A 26,065-nucleotide genomic window follows, 5' to 3' on the forward strand; every position below is an offset into this window, starting at 1 on the left:
GGAAGGGTATGGTGATGGATTTGTTGTTGAATGGTATTCGTGGCGTTCTTGAGCTGGGCTATGTTGCAATTGTGCTGCAGTACGCCGGTTTTATGTGTATCGCCGCAATCATTGGTTTTTTGTGGGTGACTCATCGGGTCAAAGCGAACAAGGTCCCGCTCACCGAGAATAGCTTCCAAGCGCTTTATTGGGTCAATCGGCGAGACGTTTTCTTTGTCATCATACTGCTGTCGATTTTTAGTTTTTTAAATGCGACTGTTATTGTCTGTTCCGGAGAGGGCAGCGAGTTTCATAAAAACCTGTCCGCGCACCCAGCAGTTTTGTTGTGCTCGACGGTTATTGTGTTATTGATGGTCATTTTCATGCGCGGGCAGGGGTTTGCCCTTCCCTTGGGCGGCGGGGTGTCGCTGGGTGTCGATGCGACAGAGCTTCAGGCTGGCAAGCCAGTCAAGCGCGTCATGAGTTTTCACCTGAGTTGCGACTTTAAAAAACACCGGTCGTTTGTGCTGGGGAAAGTCCAAAAGGCGGTCAGTGACATTCAAGGGGGCGCCCCTGGGTTCGAGGTGGTATTGAAAAGCTGGTTCCTGGCCAGCAAGCACGGAATGGATGACGCCTTGGTCAGGCAGTTACGACAGCATATGCGCGGCACGCGATCTGCTGTGTTGTCAATTGCTACTGCACTGACATCTCTGATTGTGGCGATGGCTATATATGAACTAGTCAATACCGTTGCTGCGGAGCAGTGTGTTGAGTGGCAGTGTGTGTCGTACGTAAATTTTATTGTATACGTCTGTGGCTGCGTAACGCTGATCGGTATGCTTGACGTGCTTTCCGAGCTGTTTAACGCCCGTAGAAAGATGAAGGAAATAATCAGTAGCTACCAAAAATCGCCTTCACTGGTTAACAACCGCACGGCGTTCAAGAACGGTAATTGTGGCGTCGTCGCAAAGCGAGTGCAGCGTAAAGCCGCTGTGCAGTGTCGGTTCATTGAGCCTGAACCGATGAGCCTGAGAAACTTTCTTTCCATCAGTGTTTTGATGCCCAACGTTATGAACACCTGTGTCGGGGCGGAGGCTGGCGTAATTTTTACCAGACGATGAGAGGGCCTGTAGGGCCCTGCATCAATCTAAAGTGAACGTAAGAACTCCAGTAACATCTGGCGATCTTGCATCGAATAGCCTGCAAATCGCTCCCGCGCCACGGCCCCTTCACCCCCATGCCACAACACCGCCTCCTCAAGCGTACGCGCCCGGCCGTCATGCAGGTACCCGGCGCCGGGGTTGATCCGCTCGATCAGCCCCAGCCCCCACAGCGGCGCGGTACGCCACTCGCGGCCGCTGGCCAGGTAGTCGTCGCGCCCATCGGCCAGGCCCGGCCCCATGTCATGCAGCAACAGGTCGCTGTAAGGTTCGATCTGCCGCGCTGATAACAGCGGGTACAGCGGATGCTGGCCCGTGGTCAGGCGCGGGCGATGGCACTGGGCGCATCCCGCTTCATTGAACAGCCGCTCGCCACGCTGCACCTCGGGATTGTCCAGGCCTCGCCGCGGCGGTGGCGCCAGATGCGCCAGGTAGAAGTGCAGGTCACCCAGTTGCAGGGCATCGAGCTCCGGCGCACCGCCACTGACCGCCTGGCGACAGTCCTGTTGCATCGACGTGCAGTTCTGTTCAGGGTACAGCGGCGAAGTAATCCCCAGGTCGCCGTGCAGGGCGCTGGCAATCTGCTGACGCAGGTCCGGCTGGTTCGATTTGAGGCCGAAGCGCCCGGCCTCAAGGCGCTGGCGCTCGACGCTCCACACCTGGTTGACGCGGCCTTTCACGCCATCAGGTTTAGGCGCGTCGGCCAGCGCTTGCAGGGTGCTGGCCTCGATGGCTTCGAGCAGGCCCAGGCCGAACACCGGTGAGCCAACCCGCATCGAGGTGTGCACGTTATCCAATGGACCATAGTTCAGCTCGCTGAAGCTCAGCCGTGGCGAACGCAGGTCGATGCGCTCAGCATCCGCCAGGGTCACAAACTGCTCTTGCCAGCGGACATGCGCCCGGCCTTCGCCGGCCACGCCGGGAATGGCCGATTCGTTGAGCTGATCACCATAGGCCGGATGCGGCAGTGGCCCGCCATGGGCATCGCGTCCGGGCCGCGACAGCCGCACCAGTAGCGTGCGCAGGGGCTCGTGGTCGCTGGCCGGGGCCTGGCCACGGCCATTTTTCGGGTGGCAGGCAATGCAACTGATGCGGTTGTACAGCGGCCCCAGGCCATCGACCGCTTCGTCCCGCGAGGGCGCGACCACCCAGGCCTGGCGGAACAGACTGCGGCCGTGGAAGAAGCGCTCCCGTTGCAGGTCGTCATCCAGCCCCGGCAAGGGCTGGGCGAAGGCTTCACGGTTGACGGCGGCGTGCTCGGCGCTGGCGGGCAGGCTCACCAGCATGCCGAGCAACAGCCAAAGGCCATAGCGCTTCACAGGCCCATGGCCGCAAGCAGGCGCTCGGCTTGCGCCTGTTGCCTGGCGCTATGGAACTGCCAGGCGATCTCCTCGCGGCCCAGGGCGTCCTGGTCGCTGGCCGGCTGACGTTGCATGCCCTGGTCCTGACGTTGAGCAAACAGCGCCAGCAACGGCGCCGACATGGCTTGCTCCTCGTCGATGGGCGGCACGCTGAGGAACTCGCGCACGGCGGTCAGGTCCCGGCCCTGTGCTTCACCGGCATGCACCCGCGCCCACAACGCGCCGAGGCGCTCATGGGGTTGGCCAAGCCATTGCTCGAACAATGAGGTGATCAGCGCCAGGCGCTCGCGCGAACTGTCGTCGGTGTAGGCATAGGCACCCTGGCGGGCGGCGGCAAAGGGGTCGTGATAGCCCGCTGGCAGATCGGCATAAACGCTGGGGCGCACCGGCAGTTTGCGGATGTCCGGGTCGGCCAGCAGGCGTTGCCCTTCAGGCGACAACACGAAGCGCACAAAGGCCCGCGCGCCCTCGACCTGCCTGGCCTGGCGGGGGATGGCAATATGCGCCGGGTTGAGCCCGCCATGGGCGGGATAGATGAACTCGACCGCTTCGCCATTGCTCACCGCCGAGGCAACGAAGAAGTCGATCGATACGCCCACCGCCGAGCGCCCGCTGGCCACCTCGTCACTGACCAGGGTGCCACCACGGCTGACCAGCCGCGATTGCCCGGCAAGCTCGCTCCACAGGGCCCAGCCCTTGTCCCAGCCGTAGGCCTGCAGGACGATATCCAGCAGTACCGGGGCAAAGCCGACCCGCGCCGGGGCGGGCAGGGCGATGCGCCCGCGCAGGCGGGCATCGAGCAGGTCCGGCCAGTCTCGCGGGGCGGGCATGTTCAGCTTGGCCAGTTCGACCGGATTGATGGCAAAGCCGTAACCGGCAAGCTCGGTGGCCTGATAGCGAGCCGCGCGATCGCGCAGGGCGATGGCGCCAATGCGCGGCGGCAAACCGTCCAGGTCGACACCCAGCGGCTGCCAGCCGGCGTCCCGGGCCAAACGCTTGAAGTTGCCCGGTGACGGCGCCCAGTAGACATCGACCCCGCCCTGATCGGCCTGACGCAAATAGGGCAGGGCATCGAAGCCCTGGCGCCAGAGGATCTGCAGGCGATAGCCGGGGTTGGCGCGCTCGAAGGCTTCTTCGAAGCGCGTCATCATCTCCTCGGGGTAGCTGGTCAACACCACCACCGGCTGCGGCGCTGCCGCCTGGACGCTGGCCGCGCCCAGCAGCAGGGCCAGCAGCCAGGCCTTAGAGCGGCACATTGAACTGTACGAAGTAGCTGCGGCCACTTTCCGGGTACCCCTCGCTGTATGCATAAAGGCGATCGAACAGGTTGCGGATGCCCGCTTCGATGCGTACGTCGTTGCTGAAGCGGTAGCCGCTCTTGAGGTTGTATACCGCGTAGCCGCCGCTCATCTGGCTGCCATCGGACATGTTGTAGCGCCGCGACGCGGCTTCGACGCCGGCGGTGTGGCGCCAGGCATCAAGGTTCAAGCTGGCCGAGGCAAACAGGTTGTGGCGCGGTGTGTCGATCGGGTGCAGCTCGGGGTTGCTGCGGTTTTTCCGGTCCAGGTAGGTGTAGCTGGTGTTGAATTCCCAGGTGCCCAGGTCACCGCGCAGGCCCAGTTCAACGCCCTGGTTACGTGCCTTGGCGATGTTCTGGTACTGGCCGCACGGCGCCGCGCAACCGGCTACCGGGGCGACGGTGACCTGCTGGATGGAGTCTTCGATATTGCTGACGAACAGCGCCGTGTCCAGGGTCCATTGCTGGTTGACCGCGCCGCTGTACCCCAGCTCGTAGTGGGTGGCACGTTCGGATTTCAGGTCGGGGCTGGGGATCACCGTGCCAAAGCGGGTCGAGTAGCGGTCCTTGATGGTCGCAAAGCGGCTCTTGCGGGCCACCGTCAGGCGCACCTGGCCGTTGTGATCGATGTTCAGCAGCGGCCCGGTGTTCATGAACAGGCCCAACTGGCTGTTGACCGCATCATCGCTGCCGGTGGGCTCGTCATACAGGGTCTTGACCCTCGGCGAGGCGGCGCTGGTGCCGAAGTTCTCGGCCTCAAGGCTCTTGCGGTAGTTGTACGACACGCCGCCGACCACGCTGAAAATCTCGTTCAGGCGCAGGGTGTCTTCCACGGCGATGGACTGGGTCTGATCGCGAAAGTGGGTTTGCGGGTCGCTGCCATCGCGCGAGCGGTGCACGTCTTCCTTGAAGTGGTAGGCGATGCCCAGGCGGTTGCCCTCGCTCAGGGCCAGGTCGCCTTCGACCGAGAAACCCGTGGACTCATCATCGTACTTGCTCGGGAAACCAGGCTGCATCGCGCCGGGGATGCCATTGTTGTAGACGAAGCTTTCCAGCGAGTTCTTGAAGGTATCGCGGTACACCCGGGTCTTCAGGCCGTGCTCGCCGAAGCGGGTATTGGTGGCCAGGAACAGGCTGGTCTTGTCCCATTGCGGCCATTGCCACCAGCGCTTGCGCTGGCCGGTGGCGGGCAGGTCGCCGGCGTAGGGCGGCTGGCCCTTGCGGCCTTGCTGCTGGACATAGCCGAGGACGTACTCGTCGGTGTCGTTGGGGGTAAAGCCAAGCTTGAAGCTGAACTTGCCGTCACGCTTGTTGCTGTTTTCCCGGCGACCCTCGCCTTGCTGGTTGTTGGTCGGCTCGAAGTCGTCCGGCAGCATCGTGTAGTCATAGTCGACATAGGACACGCCGCCCTGCATCCACCAATTGCCCTGGTTGGAGCCGAGGTTGGCATAGCTGCGATAAGCGTTGACGTTGCCGTGGTCGGTCAGCTCCAGGCCGCCGCCCACTTCACCTTCGAAGGCCTCGGTGGGCCGTCGGGTGATCAGGTTGATCGCCCCGCCCAGGGTGTTGGGGCCGTACAGCAACGAGGCGAAGCCCTTGGCCACTTCAATGCGCGACAGGTCGTAGGTGGTGAAGCGTCCCAGGTCGATATTGCCGTCGTAGGGTACGTAGGTGGGAATGCCATCGATATAGACCGGCACCTGCAGACGGTCGAAGCCACGCACGTACACCACCTGTTCGGCACGCGCGCCCATGTAGGCGAGATTCACCCCGGGGGCCAGGGCCAGGGCGCGGTCGACGGTCTCGCGGTCGTGCAGGCGCATGTCATCCAGCTCGACGACGCTGCTGCCGGTTGCCAGGGCATCATCCTGCGGTGCGGAAATCTGGATTTCACCCAGGCTGAAGGTTTTTTTCTGCTCGGCCACGGCGGCCTCGGCACTGATCGCGGCCAGGGCGAGCAGCAGGGTACGGGGGGCGAACGGCGTCATGACGCTCCTTTGTTGGCATCGTTATATATTTTATTATATAGCGCGTGGCGCAAAACGGCCGACAGCACCCTCCCCAGGGGCTATCAGGTCGAATCGATCAAGCGAACACGCGCACCGGCAGAACGCCGCAGATACTAGAGCCAGGCGCGGAAATTGACAACGCTATATATAAATTTATATAGCGAATGAATTACAGAATGGCTAGCGCTTGCACTCGGCCAGCACCACTTTGCAGGTGTTGGGCAGGCCGCCGGAACGCCCGGCATAGCGGATGCAGTTGTTCATGGATTTTTGCCGGGCGATCTGCAGGGTCGCGCCCCAGGCCAGGCCGCCTTCGCCGGCAGTGGGGACGGCTTTGGCGTGGCAGTTGGAACCGGCGTTGGCCGCCAGGTAACGTGCTTTGGGTTTGCTCGAACAACCGGCTGTCAGCGCCAGGCAGAGGGCGAGCAGGCAGGTGGTTATGGCGGTGCTGTTCATATCAAAGGCTGTCCGGATCGCCGAAGAGGGCTGTACCCGGGTTGGCCCCCGGTCCACCCAATTATAGGCAGTGGGCAACAATCCCTGTCGGCTATTTTGGCCTGGCAGGGATTGTTGCCACGCTCACGCCTGCAAGGCCAACTGCATGCCGGCCAGCTTGATGCAGGTTTCCTCGTATTCGCTGGCAGGCTCCGAGCAGTGCACGATGCCGCAACCGGCGAACAAACGGGCGTGCTTGCCATTCACCAGTGCCGAGCGCAGGCCGACGATGAATTCGCCGTTGCCCCGGGCATCCAGCCAGCCCAGCGGCGCGGCGTACCAGCCACGGTCGAAACCCTCGAAGCGGCGAATATGCTCCATGGCCTGGCGACGTTCGTGGCCGCCGACGGCGGGTGTCGGGTGCAGCGTCGCGACCACTTGCAGCAGGCCTGCTTGCGGGCGCAGGCGGCCTTCAATCAGCGTGCTCAGGTGCTGGACCCGGCTCAGGCGCTGTATAGCGGGCGTCGACGGTACCTGTAACTGGCTTGCCCACGGGGCCAGGCCACTCTGGATGATCTGCACCACCAGCGCATGCTCGTGGCGGTTCTTCTCGCAGTCCATCAGCGCTTGCGCCAGCTGGGCGTCTTGCTGCGGGTCCGGGTCGCGGCGGATGGTACCGGCCAATGCCTGGGTTTGCAGGCGGCCGTCGTGTAGTTTTACCAGGCGCTCCGGCGAAGCACCGAGGAAGCAGCTCTGCTGCCGGCGAAAGGCGAACAGGTACGCCGAGGGATCGTTGCTGGCCAGGCGTACCAGGGTTCGGCCAGGGCTGATGGCATGGGAGTACTCGCTGATTACTTCACGGGCCAGCACCACCTTTTTCATCGGGCTGTCGCGCAGTACGTCCAGGGCATGGGCGATTTTGCTTTCCCAGCATGCCCGCGGCAGGCACTGGTCACGGGTATGCTGCGGCGGCGCCAAGGTGACCGGCGGCGACAGATAGCGATCCATCAGGCCGTTCCATTCATTGAGCACATGCTCGCAGCGGCTGTCGGCATTGTCCGAGGGGCCGATCCGCTGCTGGCACACCAGCCAGCATTGATCGCCGTCGCGTATCAGCAGCAAGGTCATCAACAGCATCGATGCATCGCCGAAACCTTGCCAGGCGCTGCTGGCCTCGACCTGATGATCGAATCGAAAGCCGCCGCAGAGCGCTGGAGGCTGTGGGCCATGGATCACCGCGCTGTGCAGCCATTGCTGCCATTGCTGCTCCACCATGGCGAAGCGCTGCCCGCCAGCGCCGCTCAGTTCTGCCGCCACGCCCCAGCCGAACAGGCTCTTGCCGCCATCGGCCGCGCGCCAGAACAGGCTCTCGGCGTCGGGCTGGTCGACGCGGCAAAACAGCTCCAGCAGGTCCAGCTCGACGATCGCCAGGGCGTAGCTGGCCAGCACCGGCGCGCCTTGCACGGCGGCGCGCTGGCGAGCCTGTTCGAACACCTGGGTCAGCCCCGCGGTGTGTTCTTCCAGCCGGGTAAAGGCCCTCATGCCGGGACTCTCATGGTGCGCCAGTGCCGTACTTGCTGGGCGATGTACCAGTGGATGATCTGGGCGAACAGGGTTTCGACAAAATGCGCATCCAGCCCGGCTTCTTCGGCCCACTGGCGCCGTTGCGGGAGCATCTGGGCGACGCGCTCGGGTGCGGCGATGCTGCTTTCGGTCGGCTTGAACCGGGCAGCGGCTTTGACGTAAGCCATGCGTTGGCGCATGAGTTCGATGATCTGGTGGTCCAGTGAATCGATGGCGATCCGGATGTCCGGGAGGCCTTCGCAAGCGTCAGGGGATTTCATCAGAGGGATTCCTCAAGGGCGGGCGATGTGAGCGGGCGACGGCCAAGCAGCGTGGCCGCCAGGGCATCGAGCAACGCCTGGCGCTGCTCGATCAGGTAGAAGTGTTCGCCTTGCCAGCGCTGCAGGTGCAGTGGCTGGAGGCTCGCGGCTTGCCAGGCCAAGGCTTCGTCGAGGTCGATCTCCGGATCCTGCTCGGGGTAGAACACCGCGATCCGGCTGCTCAGCGGTTGCGGCGCAGCGCAGCCGTAGGTTTCGACAATGCGGTAGTCATTGCGCAGGCTGGGCATGAACATCTCGCGCAGGGCCGGGTCTTCCAGCAGCGGATTGGGCCGGCTGGACAGGCGCTGTACATCGTCCAGCAGCGCTTGGTCCGGCCCGCTGTGCAACTGCCCGCCACGCTGGCGCTGCGGAGCCGGGTGGGCGGAAACGAACAGGTGGCCGACGGCGATTGCCTGTTGCTCCAAGCGCGTCGCCACCTCATACGCCACCACGGCACCGAGGCTATGGCCGAACAGGGCCAGGGGGCGATCGGCGTAACCGCGCAACGCTTGGCTGGCGGCCTCGGCGAGGCTGTGCATGTCGGTCAGGCAGGGTTCGCTGAAGCGGTCTTCGCGCCCCGGGTACTGGATCGCCAACAGGTCGATATCGGCGGGCAGGGTGCAGGCCCAGTCGCGGAAAAAACTCGCACTGCCGCCGGCATGGGCGAAGCACACCAGGCGCCAGCGCGGCATCGGCGACAATCGATAGGGGCGCACCCAGCGCTCGGTCTGGGTCAGCAGGTCAGCGATCACGAGGCGCTGCTCCCGCGGTTGGCGTCGAGCCAGGCCAGGCGCAGGCTTTCGCGCAGGTCCTTGCGGCTGACCTTGCCGACCCCGGTCTGCGGGAACTGCGGCACAAACTCGATGCGGTCCGGCACCTTGAATGCGGCCAGGCCCTGGCTGCACAGATGCTGCTTGAGAGCAAACGTCGACGGCGCCGGATTGCGGGCGACGATGAAGGCACAGGTGGATTCGCCCAACAGCGCATCGGGCATCGCCACCAGGGCCGCGTCATGCACCTGGGGATGATTGATCAGCAGGTTTTCCACTTCTTCGGCGGCGACTTTCTCGCCGCCGCGGTTGATCTGGTCCTTGTCCCGCCCCTCGACCACCAGGTAACCCTCGGCGGTACGCCGCACCCGGTCGCCGCTGCAATAGAAACCGTCGTCGGTGAAGGCCTTGGCATTGTGTGCCGGTAGGCGGTAATAGCCGCGAATGGTGTAAGGCCCACGCACTTGCAGTTCGCCGACTTCACCGTCGGGCACCGCTTGCCCCTGTTCGTCGACGATGCGCACTTCGTCATCGGCGCTCAGCGGCCGGCCCTGGGTGTGCAGGATCAGCTCCTGGCGGTCATCCAGGCGCGTGTAGCAGAGCAGCCCCTCAGCCATGCCCAGCACTTGTTGCAAGGTGCAGCCGAGTATCGGCGTGACCCGCGCCGCCGCGGTGCTCAGCAGCTTCGCCCCGCCGACCTGGAGCACACGCAGGCTCGACAGATCGGCCTGGCGCTGGGCCTGGGCGTCGAGCCAGAGCATTGCCAGCGGTGGCACCAACGCGGTGACGGTCACCCGCTCTGCGCTGATCAGGGCGAAGCAGGTGTCCGGGTCGGGGCGCCGGCTGCACACCACCCGGCCACCCGCCAGCAAGGTACCGATCACGCCGGGGCAGCACAGGGTGAAGTTGTGCGCCATGGGCAGGGCGGCAAGGTACACGGTGTGCTGGTCCAGGCCGCAGACGGCGCTGCTGGCGCGCACGTTGTAGAGGTATTCAGCGTGCCGGCGCGGAATCAGCTTGGGGGTGCCGGTGGTGCCGCCCGACAGCTGGAAGCAGGCCACTGCCTCGGCCTGACCGGCGTCATGCTCCAGTGCTTCGCTGCGGTACAGCTCGTCTAGGGCGGTGAATTCCTCGGCGACACCCTCGATCACCACGTGTTGCAGGTAGGGGTTGGCGGCGCGCAACTGGCGCGCCATCTGCCGACAGTCGAAGCCTTCCAGCTGATCGCAGCCGATGTAGGCCGTGGCCTGGGCAAAGCTGCAGAAGCCGCCGATCTCATGCTGGCGGTGGGCGGGCAGGGCGAGGATCGGCCGCGCGCCCAGGCGAAACAGGGCAAAACACACTTCGACAAAGGCGCTGCCGTTGGGCAGGTGCACGACCACATTGTCACCGGCCTGCAGGCCAAGGGCACGCAAGCCACCGGCCAGGCGCCGGCAGCGGTCCGCGAGGCTGGCATAACTCAGGTGCAAGGGGCCGTCGGTAATTGCGATTGCTGCAGGGTTGCGGGCAGCGGCAGCGTCGAGGGCCTGGGCGAACGTCTGCTCTTGCCAGTAGCCGGCCTGGCGGTAGCGTTCGGCAAATGCGGCCGGCCAGTCGGGGGCGTCGTCGGAGGCATCTGGCACAGGGATGGAGGTACTCAATGACATGGAATCTCCTATTTGCAGAAATAATTGGCTACAAATGGCTAAATGAGATCTATTATCATTGTCTTTTGCCGAGGGCATCTCAACGCCAAGGCTTTCGGTACCGCGACTTTTTCATTAGATGAAATGCGCAGTGGCTTCAAACAGGGAGGCTCAAGGCTTACAAGCCTCCCGTTACTTCAGGTCAGGCCCCACGTAATGGCCTCAGGAAAAGGGAAAACCCAATGACTATTACGATCATCGCCCCAACTCACCCAGAGAAGCAGGCCGCCCCCAAGGGCAACCAACCCGGAACGGTCTACCTGGAACCGCACATGACCCTGGTCACCGGCACCCTGTGGTCGGAGAGCGAGGCCTGGGTCGAAGACCCGCTGGAGCGTGGTCTCAAGCTGATCCTGGTGCAGAGTGGCGAGTTGTCCTGCCGGATCCCCGGGCACGCCGAGCAATCGATCCGCGGCCCGAGCCTGTGCACCATCGTCAATGACGGCGAGTTCACCTCTTCGCAGATCTACGGCACCTCGACGCCGCTGCGCTACACCATCGTGCAGCTGGACCTGGAGTCTCTCGACCGGCACCTGGGCATGGCCCCGCGCAAGCTGCTGGCCGCCAGGGGGGGCGATCCCTACATGATGGTGCGCCCGGCGCCCCGGGCGATGCAGGCGCTGGCGACGCAGATTGCCACCTGTCCGATGCAGGGCCCCAGCCGCTCGCTGTACCTGGGCGGCAAGGCCCTGGAATTGACCGCCCTGAGTGCGCAGTTCCTGCTGGACGAACGCGCGCAGCCGGAACAGAAGCTGCGCATCACCTCATCGGATGTCGAGCGCGTGCACGCGGCGCGCGATCGGCTGGTGCGCTCGCTGCTGGAGCCGCCAAGCCTGAATGCCCTGGCCGCCCATGTCGGCATGAGCCCACGCAAACTCACCGCAGGGTTTCGCAAGGTGTTTGGCACCAGCGTGTTTGGCTACCTGCACGAACATCGCCTGAGTGAAGCGCACCGCATGCTCAGCGATGAAGAGAGCAACGTCTCGACCGTCGCCTATGGCGTGGGTTACAGCCCGGCGCATTTTTCCATCGCCTTTCGCAAACGCTACGGCGTATCGCCCAGCGAGATCCGCTGACGGCTCGCTGACTCTGAATCGAATGAAAAGGCCTGTGCATCTAAAGCCTTGAGCGCTTCCTGAAAACCTGCTTGCGATAAAGTCTCATTTGATAATGGCTTGCATCTTTGTGAGCCGCGCAGACTTTATTTTCAAGGGTCACAGGAAGCTTTTCATGAGCGAGCTGACAACAGCAGACACCCCCCCGGCCAACCCGCTGCGCCCCTGGCTGATCGAACACCTCGCCCAGTTGCTGGGTGCCACCGTGGATGAAATCGACAGCCTGGGCGACGAGGAAAACCTGCTCGGCTGCGGGCTGGATTCAATTCGCCTGATGTATCTGCAAGAGCGCCTGCGCAGCCACGGGCTACAGGTCGATTTTGCCCAGTTGAGTGCCGAGCCGAGCGTGGCTGCCTGGCTGGCGCTGTTGCGCGGGCAAACCTTGCAACCTACGCTGGCGCCTGCCGTTGCACCTGCATCAGCAGGCGCGGAGAGCTTCGAACTCAGTGCCGTGCAACAGGCCTACTGGCTGGGCCGTGGCGCCGCTGAAGTGCTGGGCAATATCAGTTGTCACGCTTGGCTCGAGTTCGACTGCCAGGGCATCGAACCGCGACGCCTTGAAGCCGCTGTGAGCCTGGTGCAGGCCCGGCACCCGATGCTGCGGGCCAGTTTCAACGAGGGCCGCCAACGCATCCTGGCGTCGCCGACACAGCCAGTGTTTGACCATCAGGACTGGCGCCAACATTCACCACAAGCGGCGCAACCAGCCTGGGCCGAACTGCGCCGCTGGCGCTCGCACCAATGCCTGGCGGTGGAGGCTGGGCAAGTGATGCTGGTGGGCCTGGTGCAGATGCCCGACGGCCGTGACCGGGTCTGGCTGAGTGTCGACCTGCTGGCGGTCGACGTGGAAAGCCTGCGCCTGTTGATGGCGGACCTGGGCCAGGCCTACCAGGCGCCAGCGTTGTTGCCGGCGCCGCCGACCCTGCACTTTGCCGACTATCTGAAGCGCCGTCAGCTACGCCGCGCCGAAGCTTATGCCCGTGACCGCGAGTACTGGTGCCAACGCCTGGCGCAGTTGCCCGATGGCCCGGCGCTGCCGCTGGCCTGCGCGCCCGAGTCGATCCGCGAACCGCGCTTCAGCCGCCAGGCGTTTGTCCTCAGCGGCGCGGAAGCCGAGCGCTTGCAGCGCCAGGCTACCGGCCACGGCCTGACCTTGTCCTGCGTGTTCGCCACCGCCTTCAATGCGGTGTTGGCGCGCTGGAGCGGGCAGTCGAACTTCCTGCTCAACGTGCCGTTGTTCGACCGTCACGATGATCAGCCCGGCATCGATCAGGTAATAGCCGACTTCACCACTTTGCTGCTGGTGGAGTGTCAGGACGCACCGCAATTGCCCTTCGCCGAAGCGGTGCGGCAGTTCCAGCGCAGCCTCCATGGCACCATCGACCGCTCGGCGTTTCCCGCACTGGAAGTGCTGCGCGAAGGCCGGCGCCAGGGCCATCCGCGTTCGGCGCCGGTGGTGTTTTCCAGCAACCTGAGCGAGTCGGGGTTTGTCCCGGCGAGCTTTCGCGAAGTGTTTGGCGACCTGCACGATATGCTCTCGCAAACCCCGCAGGTGTGGCTCGACCACCAGCTGTACCGGGTCGAAGACGGCCTGTTGCTGGCCTGGGACAGCATCAGTGAACTGTTCGCCGACGGCGTGCTCGAGGCGATGTTCCAGGCCTACATCGAGCTGCTGCTGCGCCTTGCCGACAGCGACTGGAGCCTGCCGCAACCGGTACTCCTGCCGCTGGCGCAACAGGCCCGGCGCGCGCGCCAGAACAGCGTCCCGGCGCTCGCCCCGGGGCGTAGCTTGCTGGAAGATTTCTTCCGCCACAGCGGGCAGCGGCCGGAAGACCTGGCGCTGATCTGTGGCGCCCAACGCTGCACCTACGGTGAACTGGCCACGCGTTCGCTACGGGTGGCCGCCGGCTTGCTGGAAGCCGGCATGCGCCAGGGCGAGGCGGTGGAAGTCTGCCTGCCGCGCGGGCTCGGGCAGATCGTCGCGGTGTTCGGCGTGCTGGCGGCCGGTGGCTGCTACGTCCCCGTCGATACTGCGCAACCGCCAGCGCGCCGTAGCCTGATCGAGTCGGCAGCGGGCATAAGCCTGGTGATTGCCGAGGCGCCGCCGACGCTTACGCCTGATAGCCCGTCGTTGCGCTGGCTGGACCTGGCGCGCCTGGAGCAGTCCGCGCCCCTGGCTGCGCCATGCGTGCAGGCGCCGCAGGCCAGCGCCTATGTGATCTACACCTCCGGCTCCACCGGCGTGCCCAAGGGGGTCGAGGTGAGTCATGGCGCGGCAATGAATACCATCGACGCGTTGCAGGCCGAGCTCGGAATCGACCGCGATGACTGCTTGCTGGCGGTGTCGGCGCTGGATTTCGACCTGTCGGTGTTCGACCTGTTCGGCGTGCTGGGGCAGGGCGCCCGCCTGGTGCTGCTGCAACCCGAGGAAACCCGCGACGCGGCGCGCTGGGCGCAATTGATTGCCGAGCACCGGGTGAGCCTGTGGAACTCGGCGCCGGCGCTGCTGGAAATGGCCCTGGGCATTGCTGCGGGCGACTGTCACTACCAGAGCCTGCGGGCGGTGTTGCTGTCGGGCGACTGGATTGCCCTGGACCTCGCCGCACGCTTGCGCCGACAGGCCACAGCGCAGTGCCGGGTGTATGGCCTGGGCGGCGCCACCGAGGCCGGGATCTGGTCGAACCTGCACAGCATCGACGAAGTGCCGGGCCACTGGACCTCGATCCCCTATGGCAAGCCCCTGGCCGGCCAGGCCTATCGGGTGGTCGATGACAGCGGTCGGGATGTGCCCGACCAGGTGGTGGGACAATTGCTGATTGGCGGTGGCAGCCTAGCGCGAGGCTACCGCAACGATCCGCAACTGACCGCGCAACGTTTTCGCAGCGACGAGCGCGGGCGCTGGTACCACACCGGGGATCGCGGGCGCTTCTGGGGCGACGGCACTATCGAGTTTCTCGGCCGTATCGACCAGCAGGTGAAGGTTCGCGGGCAACGTATCGAACTGGGCGAAATCGAGGCAGCGCTGAGCGCCCATCCGCTGATCGACAGCGCCTGCGCGGCGGTATTGCCGGGGACGGTGGCCAGCCTCGGCGCGGTGCTGGTGCTGAACGCAGCGCCGGTCAAGGTCGCCGCGGATGCATGGCAAGGCCGGTCATTGCTGGACGACACGCCGCAAGCTGAAGCCCGGGTTACCGCTGAACTGCTGCAACGTCTGCTGCACGGGCAAGCGTTGCCGGCGCTGCCACTGCTGGACACCTGGCGCCAGTGGTTGCGCGGGCAACCCGCCGAGTCGCTGAGCCTCGGTGATGCATTGGCACAACTGGGCTGGCGGGAGGCCGACCTGCAGGCCATGGTCGGCGCGCTGCAGTCGCTGTTGTGCAGCGAAGGCGGCGCCACGCAGGTGTTGTTCGATCCGTTGTTGGCCCCCCAGGCCATGGCCCTCAACCTGCCGGCCGGGCGCCAGTTGCTGGATGCCATGAGCCAGGCTGTGCAGCAGCAGTGCAGTGCCCAGGCCGGGCCGCTGAGGGTCGCGGTGCTGGATGTGCGCGGCGGGCAGTTGCTCGAGCAATGGCTCGATCACCTGAGCCACTGCGACCTGCAAGTGACCCTGTTCGAAACCAGCCCCGGCCTGCTGGCTGCCACCGCCGGCAAGCGCCAGGGTGCTGCCAGCCAACTGCTGCTGGACAGCCTGTTGCCCGTTGAGCATTGCTGCCAATACGACCTGGTGATCAGCTTCGCCGCCTTGCACGGCTATGCCCAGCCCGCCGACTGCCTGAACCTGGCCCAGGCGCTGCTCAAGCCAGGCGGCCGCCTGCTGCTGGCCGAGCTGTTGCGCGATTCGCCGCTACGCCTGGTCAGCGCGGCACTGCTCGACAGCCGCACACCGGTGTTGGCCGACGCCGTGCAGATCGCGCGCATGCTCGGGCACAGCGGCTTTGCCGACCTGCACTGCCTGTGGCAGAACCCGGCGATGCTGCTGGTCAGCGCCACGGCCGCGGCCGACGCCTTGACCGGCGACAGCCTGCAGCACTGGCTGCAACAGCGCTTGCCGCAAGCGATGCGCCCCGAACACCTCTGGTGCCTGCCGCGTCTGGCGCTCAATGCCAACGCCAAGATCGACCGCAGCCGCCTGCAGGCCTGCATGACTCAGGCGTTGCAACGCCGCCAGCCGGCCAGCAGCGAAGAGGGCGAGCTGAGCCCGGCATTGCAACCTTTGGCCGTGTGCTGGGAGGCGGTGCTGGGACGCCCGGTGCGCAATGCCCAAGGCAGCTTTTTCAGCCTGGGTGGCGACAGCCTGCTGGCTACCCGTCTGTTGGCCAGCGTGCGCGAGCAGATGGGTGTCAGCCTGCGCATGAGTGATTTCTACCTGCAGCCGACATTGGCGGGCATGGCCGCGCTGCTGGCGAGCAGTGCTGCCATTGAGGAGGGCGTGCTATGAGCCTGGATGACCTGTTGCACATCTGTCGTGAACGCCAGATCGAACTCTGGGCCACTGAAGGCCAGCTGCGTTTTCGCGCGCCGCAAGGGGCGCTGGACCCGGCCCTGGCCGAGCGCATCCGCGCCCAGCGTGAAGCACTGATGGTCCATCTGTCGCCACGCGCGCAGTGGCGCTCGCAACCCGGGCAGGCGCTGCAACCTTTTGCCTTGAGCGCGGTGCAGGGCGCCTATGTGCTGGGGCGCAACCCGGCGTTCGACTATGGCGGCAATGCCTGCCACCTGTACGTCGAGTACCCCTGGCCGGCCAATGTCGACATCGAGCAACTGAACCAGGCCTGGAACGCCCTGGTACAGCGCCACCCGATGTTGCGCGCGGTGGTGCACGACAACAGCCGCCAGTGCGTGCAGGCCCAGGTGCCCTGGCAACGCTTGCCGCTGCATGACCTGCGCCAGGCCTCGCCGCTGGCGTTCGAAGCGCATCTGCAGCAGGTGCGCGAGCGCCTGGATCATGCCTGCCATGCCCTCGACCAATGGCCGATCCTGTTGCCGGAAGTGAGCCTGGGCGCGGAACGGGCGATCCTGCATTGTTCGGTGGATTTCACCTTGCTCGATTACGCCAGCCTGCAACTGTTGCTGGTGGAACTGACCCAGCGCTACCTGGAGCCGACGCGGCATTGGCCGGTGCTGGAGGCGACCTATCGCGACTACCTGCAGCATGAACATGAGGTGCGTGAAAGCGCCGCCTGGCAACGGGACAAGGCCTGGTGGCTGGCGCGCCTCGATAGCCTACCCGGGCGTCCGGACCTGCCCCTGAGCGATGACGCCGGGATCGCCTCGCGCCGCTTCGAGCACCACCATGGCGCATTGAGCGCGGCCCAGTGGAACGCCCTCTGTGCCCTGGCCAGCGCCCAGGGCTTAAGCGCTGCGGGCGTCACCCTGGCGGCGTTCGCCGAGGTAATCGGGCGCTGGAGCCAGAGCGCCGATTTCTGCCTGAACCTCACCGTACTCAACCGGCCGGACCTGCACCCGCAACTGGGCCAGGTGCTGGGCGACTTCACCGCCCTGAGCCTGCTGGCGGTGCACGGCGCCAGCGGCGCGAACTTTGTCCAGCGGGCGCGGCGTATCGGCGCGCAGTTGTTCGATGACCTGGATCACAGCCGCTTTACCGGGGTCGAGGTATTGCGCGAGCTGGCACGGGTCCAGGGGCGTGGCGCCGACCTGATGCCGGTGGTGTTCACCAGCGGCATTGGCAGCGTCGAGCGCCTGCTGGGGGATTGCGGACGCTTGTTGCAGCCGCCGAGCTACATGATCAGCCAGACGCCCCAGGTGTGGATCGATTGCCAGGTCAGCGACCAGTACGGTGGTTTGCAGATCGGCTGGGACGTGCGCGTCGGCGTGCTGCCGCAAGGCATGGCCGCGCAGATGTTCGACGCTTATGTCGACCTGCTGCAGCGCCTGTCCGCAGATGCGCAGCTGTGGCAAGTGCGCGGCGACATCGTGTTGACCCAACAACGGCCGCCGCGGCTCTCCGCGCACAAGGCCCTGGACCGCAACATCGCCAGCGGCTTTGCCCGCCAGGCGCTGCGCACCCCGGACGCGCCGGTGATCAGCGACCGCGCCGGGCATTACAGCTACCGTCAGGTTGCCCAGCACGCCGACGCCGTACGCGCGGCGCTGGAGGCGCTTGAGGTAGCGCCCGGCGCGCGGGTGGCGGTGATGCTGCCCAAGAGCGCCTGGCAACTGATGGCGGTGCTGGGTATCAACCAGATGGGCGCCGCCTATGTACCCATTGATATCCGGCAACCGGCCCTGCGCCGCGAAGCCATTTTGCGCGACGCCGGGATTGCCGCCGTCATCAGCCTGGAGGCCGAGGCCTTGCCGGCGGGCCTTGAGCTGCCGCGTATCGCCATCGACAGCCTCGCCGCCGCCAGCCACTGGCCGCCGCGCGAACCGCTGGCGGTGCAAGCCGGTGACCTGGCCTACATCATCTACACCTCCGGCTCCACCGGTACGCCCAAGGGCGTGATGCTCAGCCATGGCGCGGTGGTCAACACCCTCGACGACATCAACCAGCGCTACGGCGTCAACGCCCAGGACCGGGTGCTGGGGCTGGCGGAGCTGAGTTTCGACCTGTCGGTGTATGACTTCTTCGGGGCTACGGCGGTCGGCGCGCAGGTGGTGCTGCCAGACCCCGAACGCGGCGCCGATCCCTCCCACTGGGCACAACTGATGCGTGAGCACGGCGTGACCTTGTGGAACTCGGTGCCGGCCCAGGGCCAGATGCTGATCGATTACCTGGAGACCGAGCCGGCTGTGATTCCCGGGCCGCGTTGCGTGATGTGGTCCGGCGACTGGATCCCCACCACCTTGCCGACCCGCTGGTGGCAGCGCTGGCCCGACAGCCAGCTGTTCAGCCTGGGTGGCGCGACCGAGGCGGCCATCTGGTCGGTAGAGCATCCCATCCGTCCCGCCGACACGGCCTTGCCGAGCATCCCTTATGGCCGCGCCCTCAACGGCCAGACCCTGGAAGTGCTCGACAGCCTCGGCAGGCAATGCCCGCCGGGGGTACGCGGCGAGATTCATATCGGTGGCCTTGGCCTGGCCCTCGGCTACGCCGAAGACCCGCAGCGTACCGCCGAACGCTTCATCATCCATGCCAGCGGACGGCGCCTGTATCGTACCGGGGACCTGGGACGTTACCTGGATGAGGACGGCCTGATCGAGTTTCTCGGACGCCAGGACGATCAGGTGAAGATCCGTGGTCATCGCATCGAACTGGCGGAAATCGACGCCGGCTGGCTGGCCCATCCACAGATTGCAGCCAGCACCACGGTACTGCTGGGCGAGCGCCACGAGCGTTCGTTGTGCAGCTTTGTCACCTTGCAGGCTTCGGCCAGCGATACCCAGCGGGTGGGCGAGGAACTGGCCCGGGTTGTGGCCAAGGCGCGCGACACCCTGGAGCAGGCCGATTTCGGCCCCCGTGAGGAAATTCAGGCCGCCCTGGCGGCGCTGGACCGGGCGGCAGATGCATCGCTGCTGCACTGGCTGGCCGGCAGTGGTTTGCTGGCGTTGGCGCAGGACGTAGAGTTTGCCCCGCTGTGTCAGGCCCTGAAACTGGAGCCAGGCCAGCAACGCCTGTTGCGCCATTGGCTGACCCTGTTGACCGACAGCGGCTTTCTGCAACGCCAGGGCACGGGCTGGCGCTGCGCCGTGGACCCGGGCGAGGTCGATCAAGCAGCAGCCTGGGCGCACTTCGCTGAACGGGCGCCGGCGGGGCTTTGGCCGGTGGAACTGGTGGATTACCTGCGGGGCAGCGCCATGCGCCTGGCCGAGCAACTGGACGGCCGGCTGAGCCCGGCGAGCCTGATGTTCCCGCAAGGCTCGGCACATATTGCCGAAGCCATGTACAGCCGCGGCTTGCATGCACAGGTGCTGCACCAGGCCATGGCCGAGGCGGTGAGCGCGATTGTTGCCCGTGAAGGGCAGCGTAGCTGGCGCATTCTTGAAGTCGGTGCTGGCACTGGCGCGGCCAGTGCCTCGGTCATTCCGGCGCTGGCACCGTTGGTGGCGGCCGGTGTGCAGATCGACTACCTGTTCTCCGATGTTTCCAGCTACTTCCTCAATGCAGCACGGGAACGCTTTGCCGAGTACCCATGGGTGCGCTTCATGCACTTTGACATGAACAAGCCCGCCTGCGAGCAGGGCCTGCATGCAGGCTCGGTGGACCTTGTGCTCAGTTCCGGGGCCTTGAACAATGCCCTCGATACCCCACGCCTGCTGGCCGGCCTGCGCCAGTTGTTGCAAGCCGATGCCTGGCTGGTGATCCAGGAGCTGACCCGCGAGCACCGGGAAATCAGTATCAGCCAAAGCCTGATGATGGAGACGCCCGAGGACTTGCGCGTGGCCAACGGGCAGTTGTTCGTGCACCGGCAACAGTGGCTGGATTGGCTCAACGGTGAAGCAGGGGACCATGCCCAGGCCCTGGCTTCACCGGCCAGTGTGCTGGCGGTGCTGGGCTATGACCTGTTGGTGGCGCGGATGAAAACCGACCGGCCACTGTTGCCTGCCCAGACCTTGCTGACGTTTATTGCCGAGCGGGTGCCGCGTTACATGGTGCCGGCCCAGGTGCGAGTGCTGGACCGCCTGCCGGTGACCGCCAACGGCAAGATCGACCGCCGCGCCCTGACCACGCAGGCGCAGCAGCGCCAATTGGAACCGGTGCGCCAGGTACGGGCCGAGGTGGGTGATGAGCTGGTGCAGCGCCTGATCGGTCACTGGCAGCGAGTGCTCGACTGCAGCGACCTGTCGGCCGAGCAGGATTTCTTCGCCGCCGGTGGTGACTCGCTGCTGATCGCCCAATTGATCGCCGGCGTGCGCGAACAGGAACCCCTGGCCCGTGCGCACCCCTTCGACCGCCTGCTGCGCTGGGCCCTCAGCCAGCCGACCCCGGCCGGCCTGGCGCAGCGCCTGCGCAGCGAATCGTGCACTGAGGCGCCGGCCCCGGAACAACCGGCAACGCCCGCCCTGGATACGACCCGAGCGCCGTTGACCGGGCGCGTGCGGCTGGATGCCCTGAGCGAACTGGCCGCTGGCGAGGGCGTTGCCCGGGTGCTGGTGCATGAGGGCCTCGGCACGTTGCTGCCTTATCGCGGGTTGATCGCGGAACTGGCGGGCAGCGGCCCGCTGCTGGGGCTCGCGGTGCACGACAGCGAGGGCTACCTGCGCCTGCCTGCGCAACACGTGAATGCGACCCTCGGCAAACGCTATGCCCAGGCCTTGTGGGACAGCGGCCGGCGCAGCTTCGACCTGCTGGGGTACTGCTCCGGCGGGCTGGTGACCCTGGAACTGGCCAAGGCATTGCTGCAACTGGGGGCCGAGGTGCGCCAGGTGGACATTGTCTCCAGCTACCGCATTCCCTATCGGGTGGACGATGAGCTGCTGATTCTCTACAGCTTCGCCGCCACCCTTGGCCTGGATGCGCAGGCGCTGGGCTTGCCGTCTGCCGAACAACTGCACGCCGCACTGGCCCAGGGGCTGAAGGATTCGCCGCAGCACCTGGCCGCGGGCAGCCTGAGTGAGGGCCTGCCACATTTCGACGCAGCGCAGCTCAAGTCCCGGGTGCTGGCCGCCGCCCGTGGCATCGCCGATGAGCAGCTGTACCGGGTGTTCGCCCATTCGGTGCGGGCCAGTCACTACAGCGACAGCGCGCCTTATGTCGGCGCCGTGCGCCTGTTCGTGCCGAGCGTCAGCAACCCCTTGATCGCCAATCACCAGGCCAGCCTGCAGGCCTGGTGGCAGGCGGCATCGCTGGCGCCGCTCACCGTGCAGACCCTGCGCGGCAATCACTTCGATTGCCTGAGCGCCGGGCTCAGTCGTCACTTGCTGGAGGAACACCGTCCATGAACAACCCCGTCAAAACCCTGGTGGTGGGCTCGCGCTTCGGCCAGTTCTATGCCGCCGGTGTCGCTGCCGCCGACAACCTCGAACTGGTGGGCGTGCTGGGGCAGGGCAGTCGTCGCTCACAGGCCCTGGCCCGGCACCTGCAGGTGCCGTGTTTCGACGCCCTCGAACAGGTGCCCGACGATACCCGCCTGGCCTGCGTGGCGGTGGGCGGCGCGGCACGCGGCGAGCAGGGCCCGGCCCTGGCGCAAGCGTTGATGGCGCGTGGCATGGATGTGCTGATCGAACACCCGCTGTTGCCCCAGGAGTTGCACGAGCTGTTGCGTACTGCGGCGCGCTTGCAGCGGCGTTGCCTGCTCAACAGCTTCTATCCGCAATTGCCGTGGGTGGCGCGCTTTATCGAGCTCGGCCGGCAGTTGCACCGCCAGCAGGGGATTCGCCACATCGAGGCCAACTGCGCGGTGCAGGTCAGCTACGCGACCCTGGATTTGCTGGCGGCGCTACTGGAGTCGGTGGGGCCGTGGTCGCTGGACAATCTGGCGCCGGCGCTGTCGCCGTGGCGCGATATCAGCCTGGTCATGGCTGAGGTGCCGGTGTCGTTACGCGTGCTCAACGAACTGGCGGCGGCCGATGACGGGCGCATGCAGATGCTCCAGCGCATCAGCCTCGCCACCGACAGCGGCACTCTGCTGCTGGCCTCGCCCCATGGGCCGCTGCTGTGGATGCCGGCGGTACGTGCGCCGAGCGAGGATGTGCACGGGTTGTTCGATCTGACTGGCGCCGCCTTGCCGTGTGTCGAAGTGCTGCAGGACGCCGCCACCGATTGGGGGCAGGTCTATCGCCAGGTCTGGCCACAGGCGGCGGCCAGTGCCCTGCAACCGTTGCTCGACGGCGTCGGCCTGGTGCGTCGGCAACAGCGCAGCCTGGAAGTGGTCGGGCTCTGGCAGCAGGTGACGGCGGCCATCGGCTTTCCCGAAACGCCACCCCAGGCGCTGCCGGCGGCAAGCCTGGCGCAGGCCCTGGAGGGTTGCCGATGAACTTTCTGGGGCCCGAATTGCGGGCATTGTTGCAGCCTTTTCGCGCGCGCTTGTGGCTAGCGGTGGCGGTGCAGGCCATCGCCGGGATCAGTTCGCTGGTGCCGTTGATAGCCCTGGCGCATCTGGCCGACGGCCTGCACCAGGCGCCGCCGTTGGCGCCTGGGGTGATGGGCTGGGTGCTGCTGGCGGTGTTCGGCTCGGCCCTGTGGCTGTGTGGTCAGACCCTGGCACTGCACCTCACCCACAGCGTGGATGCCGACCTGTGCAACCGCTTGCGGGTGCGCCTGGCCGAGCATCTGCAACGCTTGCCCCTGGGCTGGTTCGCGCGGCTGGGGGCCGACGGCGTCACCCGTTATGCCGAACAGGATGTGCGGGCGCTGCACCAACTGGTCGGCCATGCCCCGACCGATCTGGTCAACCTGCTGCTGATTCCTCTGGCCACCCTGAGCTACCTGCTGTGGAGCGACAGCGGTTTGGCGCTCTGGTGCCTGCTACCACTGGGGTTGGGAGTGCTGGGTTACTGGCGGCTGGGCTCGGCGCATTACCGCGAAGATGTCGAACGGCGTAATGCTGCGATCCAGCAGTTGTTCAGCGCTTACAGTCAGTTTGCCGCGAACCTGGGACTGGTGCGCCAGTTTCCGGGTGCGGGCATCCACCGCAGCCTGCAACAGGCGGTGCACCAATTCGACCAACGCTTCAGCCACTGGGTGAGCCGCGCCGGTCATCTCGCTGCGCTGATCCAGGTGCTGCTCGGCGCACCCTGGCTGCTGGCCTGGGTGGTGCTCGGGGCTTTGCTGGCGGGACTGACCGAGGTGGGCGCGGCGCAGTTGTGCGCCTTCCTGTTGCTGGTACGGGCCATGGCCGCGCCAGTGTTGGCGATGGGGCACGGCCTCGATGCCCTCAACAGTGCGCGGGTCAGCGCGCAGCGCCTGCAGGCGGTGTTGAGTACGCCGCCGTTGGCCGAACCCGACGCGCCGCAAGTGCCCAGGGACGCCAGCGTGGAAATGCGTGAGGTGTACTTCGCCCATGGCTCGGTCCCGGTGCTGGCGGCGATCAACCTGCGCCTGGAACCGGGCACCACCACGGCGCTGGTGGGGCCGTCGGGCGCGGGCAAAAGCACCCTGGCCGGGTTGATTGCACGGTTCATGGACGTCGACAGCGGGCAGGTGCTGGTGGGCGGGGTGGATGTTCGCCAGGTCGCCAGCCAGCAACTGCAACGTCATCTGGCGCTGGTGTTCCAGCACGCCGGCGCGCTGCGTTTGTCCCTGGCGCAGAACATCGCCCTGTACCAGCCCGACGCGAGCCTGGCGCAGATTCGCCAGGCCGCGCGGGCGGCGTGCCTGGACAGCCGGATCATGGCCTTGCCCAAGGGCTACGCGAGCATCGCTGGTGACGACGTAAGGCTCTCTGGCGGCGAGCTGCAACGCCTGGCCATCGCCCGCGCGCTGCTCTCGAGCGCGCCGATCATGCTCTTGGACGAGCCGACCTCGGCGACCGATCCGCAAACCGAGCGGGCCTTGCGCACTGCCTTGCATGAGGGGGCGGCCGGGCGTACCCGGCTGATCGTTGCCCACCGGTTGCAGAGCATCTGCCATGCCGAGCAGATCCTGGTGCTGAACGAAGGCCGGATTGTGCAGCGCGGCTGTCACCAGCAGTTGCTGGCCACGGACGGCCTTTACCGTCAGTTGTGGCGTGAACAAATGTCGAGCGCCGATCAAATGGAGCCTGTGTCATGAGTGTTTTTTCGTCCCTGCGCCAACTGCCACTGCGCACCTGGCAAACCCTGCGCGGGGCCTTGATCTGGATGGTGCTGGCCGCCGTGCTCGATGGCCTGGCCGGGCTGGCACTGGTGCCGCTGATGCTGGCCTGGTTCGACCCTGCGGCTACTGATGTGCTGCAGCCTGTGTGGCTATTGCTCGGCCTGACGCTGCTGCACGCCCTGGTCAGCTACATCGCCCAGCGTCGCGGTTACCTGGCCGGGGCGGGGCTGGCGGCGGGGCTGGTGTCGCGTCTGCTGGCGCATTTGCCACGGCTGCCGCTGGGCCGGCAACGTCATCTTGAGGACCTGGTTCGCGGGCCGGTGTTCAATAGCATGAGTATCCCGGCGCACCTGTTGGCGCCCTTGATAACCGCGTTGGTCACGCCGACGGTGGTGGTCCTCGGCCTGTTCGCCATCGCGCCTCGGCTGGCGCTGCTGCTGGCGCTGGCCTACCTGCCGTTGTTCGGCCTGCTGCGCTGGGCCGGGCGGCGCAGCCTGGAGCTGGAGCAACAGCGCCAGGCGGTGGATCGTCATGCCGGGCAACTGCTGCAAGCCTTCGCCGAGCAGCAGCCGCTGATGCGCAGCAGTGCTGATGCCAGTCAGGGCCAGGTAGCCCTGCGCGAGGCCCTGCAGCAACAACATCAGGCGACCCGTTCGCTCAATCGCCGGGCACTGCCCGCCAGCCTGGGCTTTGCCAGCGCAGTGCAACTGGTGTTTTCGGCGGTGCTCGCCGGCGGGGTGCTGGCGGTGGCTGCCGGGCACTTGCCGGGGGCGCTGCTGGTGGCAGTGCTGGTCTTGCTGGTGCGCTTTGTCGAGCCGCTGTCGCAGCTGGCGCAACTGGACCAGGCCTTGCGCATGGCCTGGCAGGCCTTGGCGCAGGTGCTGGGGGTGCTGGGCGAACCAACACTGTTCAGCCCGCAACCCGGCCTGCAACCACGGGATGCCAGCCTTCAGGGCCAGGGTCTGAACAGCTACGGCGAACACGGCGAGCACCTGCTCAAGGACCTCGACCTGCACTGCGCGCCCGGCACTTTCACGGCTATTGTCGGGCCTTCGGGGGCCGGTAAAAGCACGCTGCTGGCCTTGCTTGGCCGCGGGATGGATGCCCAGGCCGGCGAAGTGCGCCTGGGCCAGGTGGACATTCGCCAGTTGAGCGAGCAGACCCTCGCCGCGCAGTTGACCCAGGTGTTCCAGGACAGCGGCCTGTTCGCCGGCAGCCTGCTGTGGAATGTCAGCATGGCGCGGCCACAGGCGACACCGGCGCAACTGCAGCAGGCCGCCGAAGCGGCTGCGCTGGATGAGGTGCTCGCCAGCCTGGCGGATGGCTGGCACAGCGAAGTCGGCCCGGGCGGTGCCTTGCTGTCGGGTGGTCAGCGCCAGCGAGTGGGCCTGGCGCGGGCGCTGCTGTCCGAAGCGCCGATCGTGTTGCTCGACGAACCCACCGCCAGTCTCGATGCGCGCAGCGAGGCGCGGGTCAATCGCAGCCTGCGGGCGTTGCGTGGCCGGCGCACACTGGTGCTGGTGTCGCACAACCCGGCGCTGGTGCGTGACGCCGATCAGATCCTGGTGCTTGAGGCCGGACGCTTGAGCGGCTGCGGCAGCCACGAACAGTTGCTCGCCACCCACCCGTGGTATGCGCAGTTCATCGAGCAGCAGCGTGTCGACGGCTAAGGGCATTGGTGCCGGGCATCAATTGAAAAAGTCACTAAATCGAAAAGTTCGCCCACTCGTTTGAAGG

At 65.9% G+C, this 26,065-nt stretch carries 15 protein-coding genes; 7 read left to right on the top strand and 8 right to left on the bottom strand.

Annotation, left to right across the window (positions count from 1 at the left end):
• Positions 1–14: 14 nt before the first annotated feature.
• On the top strand, positions 15–1,100 hold the full coding sequence (locus LOY45_RS12085; protein WP_134062426.1) for a hypothetical protein: 1,086 nt from the start codon (positions 15–17) through the stop codon (positions 1,098–1,100).
• A 26-nt stretch (positions 1,101–1,126) separates the two neighbouring features.
• Here LOY45_RS12085 and LOY45_RS12090 read toward each other — a convergent pair whose 3' ends face one another.
• From LOY45_RS12090 to LOY45_RS12125, 8 genes are all read right to left on the bottom strand, one after another.
• Positions 1,127–2,458, bottom strand: coding sequence for a di-heme oxidoreductase family protein (locus LOY45_RS12090; protein ID WP_258579192.1), 1,332 nt, complete (start codon positions 2,456–2,458; stop codon positions 1,127–1,129).
• Positions 2,455–3,756, bottom strand: coding sequence for an ABC transporter substrate-binding protein (locus LOY45_RS12095; protein WP_258579193.1), 1,302 nt, complete (start codon positions 3,754–3,756; stop codon positions 2,455–2,457). The genes LOY45_RS12090 and LOY45_RS12095 overlap by 4 nt, the downstream gene beginning before the upstream one ends.
• Entirely contained in the window at positions 3,743–5,785 is a 2,043-nt protein-coding gene (locus tag LOY45_RS12100; RefSeq protein WP_258579194.1) for a TonB-dependent receptor plug domain-containing protein, read from the bottom strand. The genes LOY45_RS12095 and LOY45_RS12100 overlap by 14 nt, the downstream gene beginning before the upstream one ends.
• A 201-nt stretch (positions 5,786–5,986) precedes the next feature.
• Positions 5,987–6,262, bottom strand: a complete 276-nt coding sequence (locus LOY45_RS12105; protein ID WP_115086434.1) for a hypothetical protein — start codon at positions 6,260–6,262, stop codon at positions 5,987–5,989.
• A 123-nt stretch (positions 6,263–6,385) separates the two neighbouring features.
• A complete protein-coding gene (locus tag LOY45_RS12110) occupies positions 6,386–7,783 on the bottom strand; it encodes an isochorismate synthase (RefSeq protein ID WP_115086435.1) in 1,398 nt (465 codons plus the stop codon).
• Positions 7,780–8,085, bottom strand: coding sequence for an isochorismate lyase (locus LOY45_RS12115; RefSeq protein ID WP_115086436.1), 306 nt, complete (start codon positions 8,083–8,085; stop codon positions 7,780–7,782). The genes LOY45_RS12110 and LOY45_RS12115 overlap by 4 nt, the downstream gene beginning before the upstream one ends.
• Entirely contained in the window at positions 8,085–8,876 is a 792-nt protein-coding gene (locus LOY45_RS12120) for a thioesterase II family protein (RefSeq protein WP_275670882.1), read from the bottom strand. The genes LOY45_RS12115 and LOY45_RS12120 overlap by 1 nt, the downstream gene beginning before the upstream one ends.
• Positions 8,873–10,534, bottom strand: a complete 1,662-nt coding sequence (locus tag LOY45_RS12125; RefSeq protein ID WP_276543184.1) for a (2,3-dihydroxybenzoyl)adenylate synthase — start codon at positions 10,532–10,534, stop codon at positions 8,873–8,875. Before LOY45_RS12125 ends, LOY45_RS12120 begins: the two co-directional genes overlap by 4 nt.
• A gap of 227 nt (positions 10,535–10,761) precedes the next feature.
• Here LOY45_RS12125 and LOY45_RS12130 point away from each other — a divergent pair, with 227 nt between their 5' ends.
• From LOY45_RS12130 to LOY45_RS12155, 6 genes are all read left to right on the top strand, one after another.
• Complete coding sequence (locus LOY45_RS12130) at positions 10,762–11,655, top strand: helix-turn-helix transcriptional regulator (RefSeq protein ID WP_115086438.1); 894 nt, start codon at positions 10,762–10,764, stop codon at positions 11,653–11,655.
• A gap of 154 nt (positions 11,656–11,809) precedes the next feature.
• Positions 11,810–16,132: a non-ribosomal peptide synthetase gene (locus tag LOY45_RS12135; RefSeq protein ID WP_258579196.1), complete on the top strand. Its 4,323-nt coding sequence runs from the start codon at positions 11,810–11,812 to the stop codon at positions 16,130–16,132.
• Entirely contained in the window at positions 16,129–21,534 is a 5,406-nt protein-coding gene (locus LOY45_RS12140) for a non-ribosomal peptide synthetase (protein ID WP_258579197.1), read from the top strand. Before LOY45_RS12135 ends, LOY45_RS12140 begins: the two co-directional genes overlap by 4 nt.
• Positions 21,531–22,568 carry a Gfo/Idh/MocA family oxidoreductase gene (locus LOY45_RS12145; RefSeq protein ID WP_258579198.1) on the top strand — a complete coding sequence of 346 codons (1,038 nt, stop codon included), beginning with the start codon at positions 21,531–21,533 and terminating at the stop codon, positions 22,566–22,568. The genes LOY45_RS12140 and LOY45_RS12145 overlap by 4 nt, the downstream gene beginning before the upstream one ends.
• Complete coding sequence (locus LOY45_RS12150; RefSeq protein ID WP_115086442.1) at positions 22,565–24,304, top strand: ABC transporter ATP-binding protein; 1,740 nt, start codon at positions 22,565–22,567, stop codon at positions 24,302–24,304. Before LOY45_RS12145 ends, LOY45_RS12150 begins: the two co-directional genes overlap by 4 nt.
• Positions 24,301–25,998 (top strand): ABC transporter ATP-binding protein, encoded by a 1,698-nt coding sequence (locus LOY45_RS12155; RefSeq protein ID WP_258579199.1) that lies wholly within the window; start codon positions 24,301–24,303, stop codon positions 25,996–25,998. Before LOY45_RS12150 ends, LOY45_RS12155 begins: the two co-directional genes overlap by 4 nt.
• Positions 25,999–26,065 lie beyond the last annotated feature (67 nt).

The organism is Pseudomonas wadenswilerensis (assembly GCF_024749185.1).
Taxonomy (GTDB): domain Bacteria; phylum Pseudomonadota; class Gammaproteobacteria; order Pseudomonadales; family Pseudomonadaceae; genus Aquipseudomonas; species Aquipseudomonas wadenswilerensis.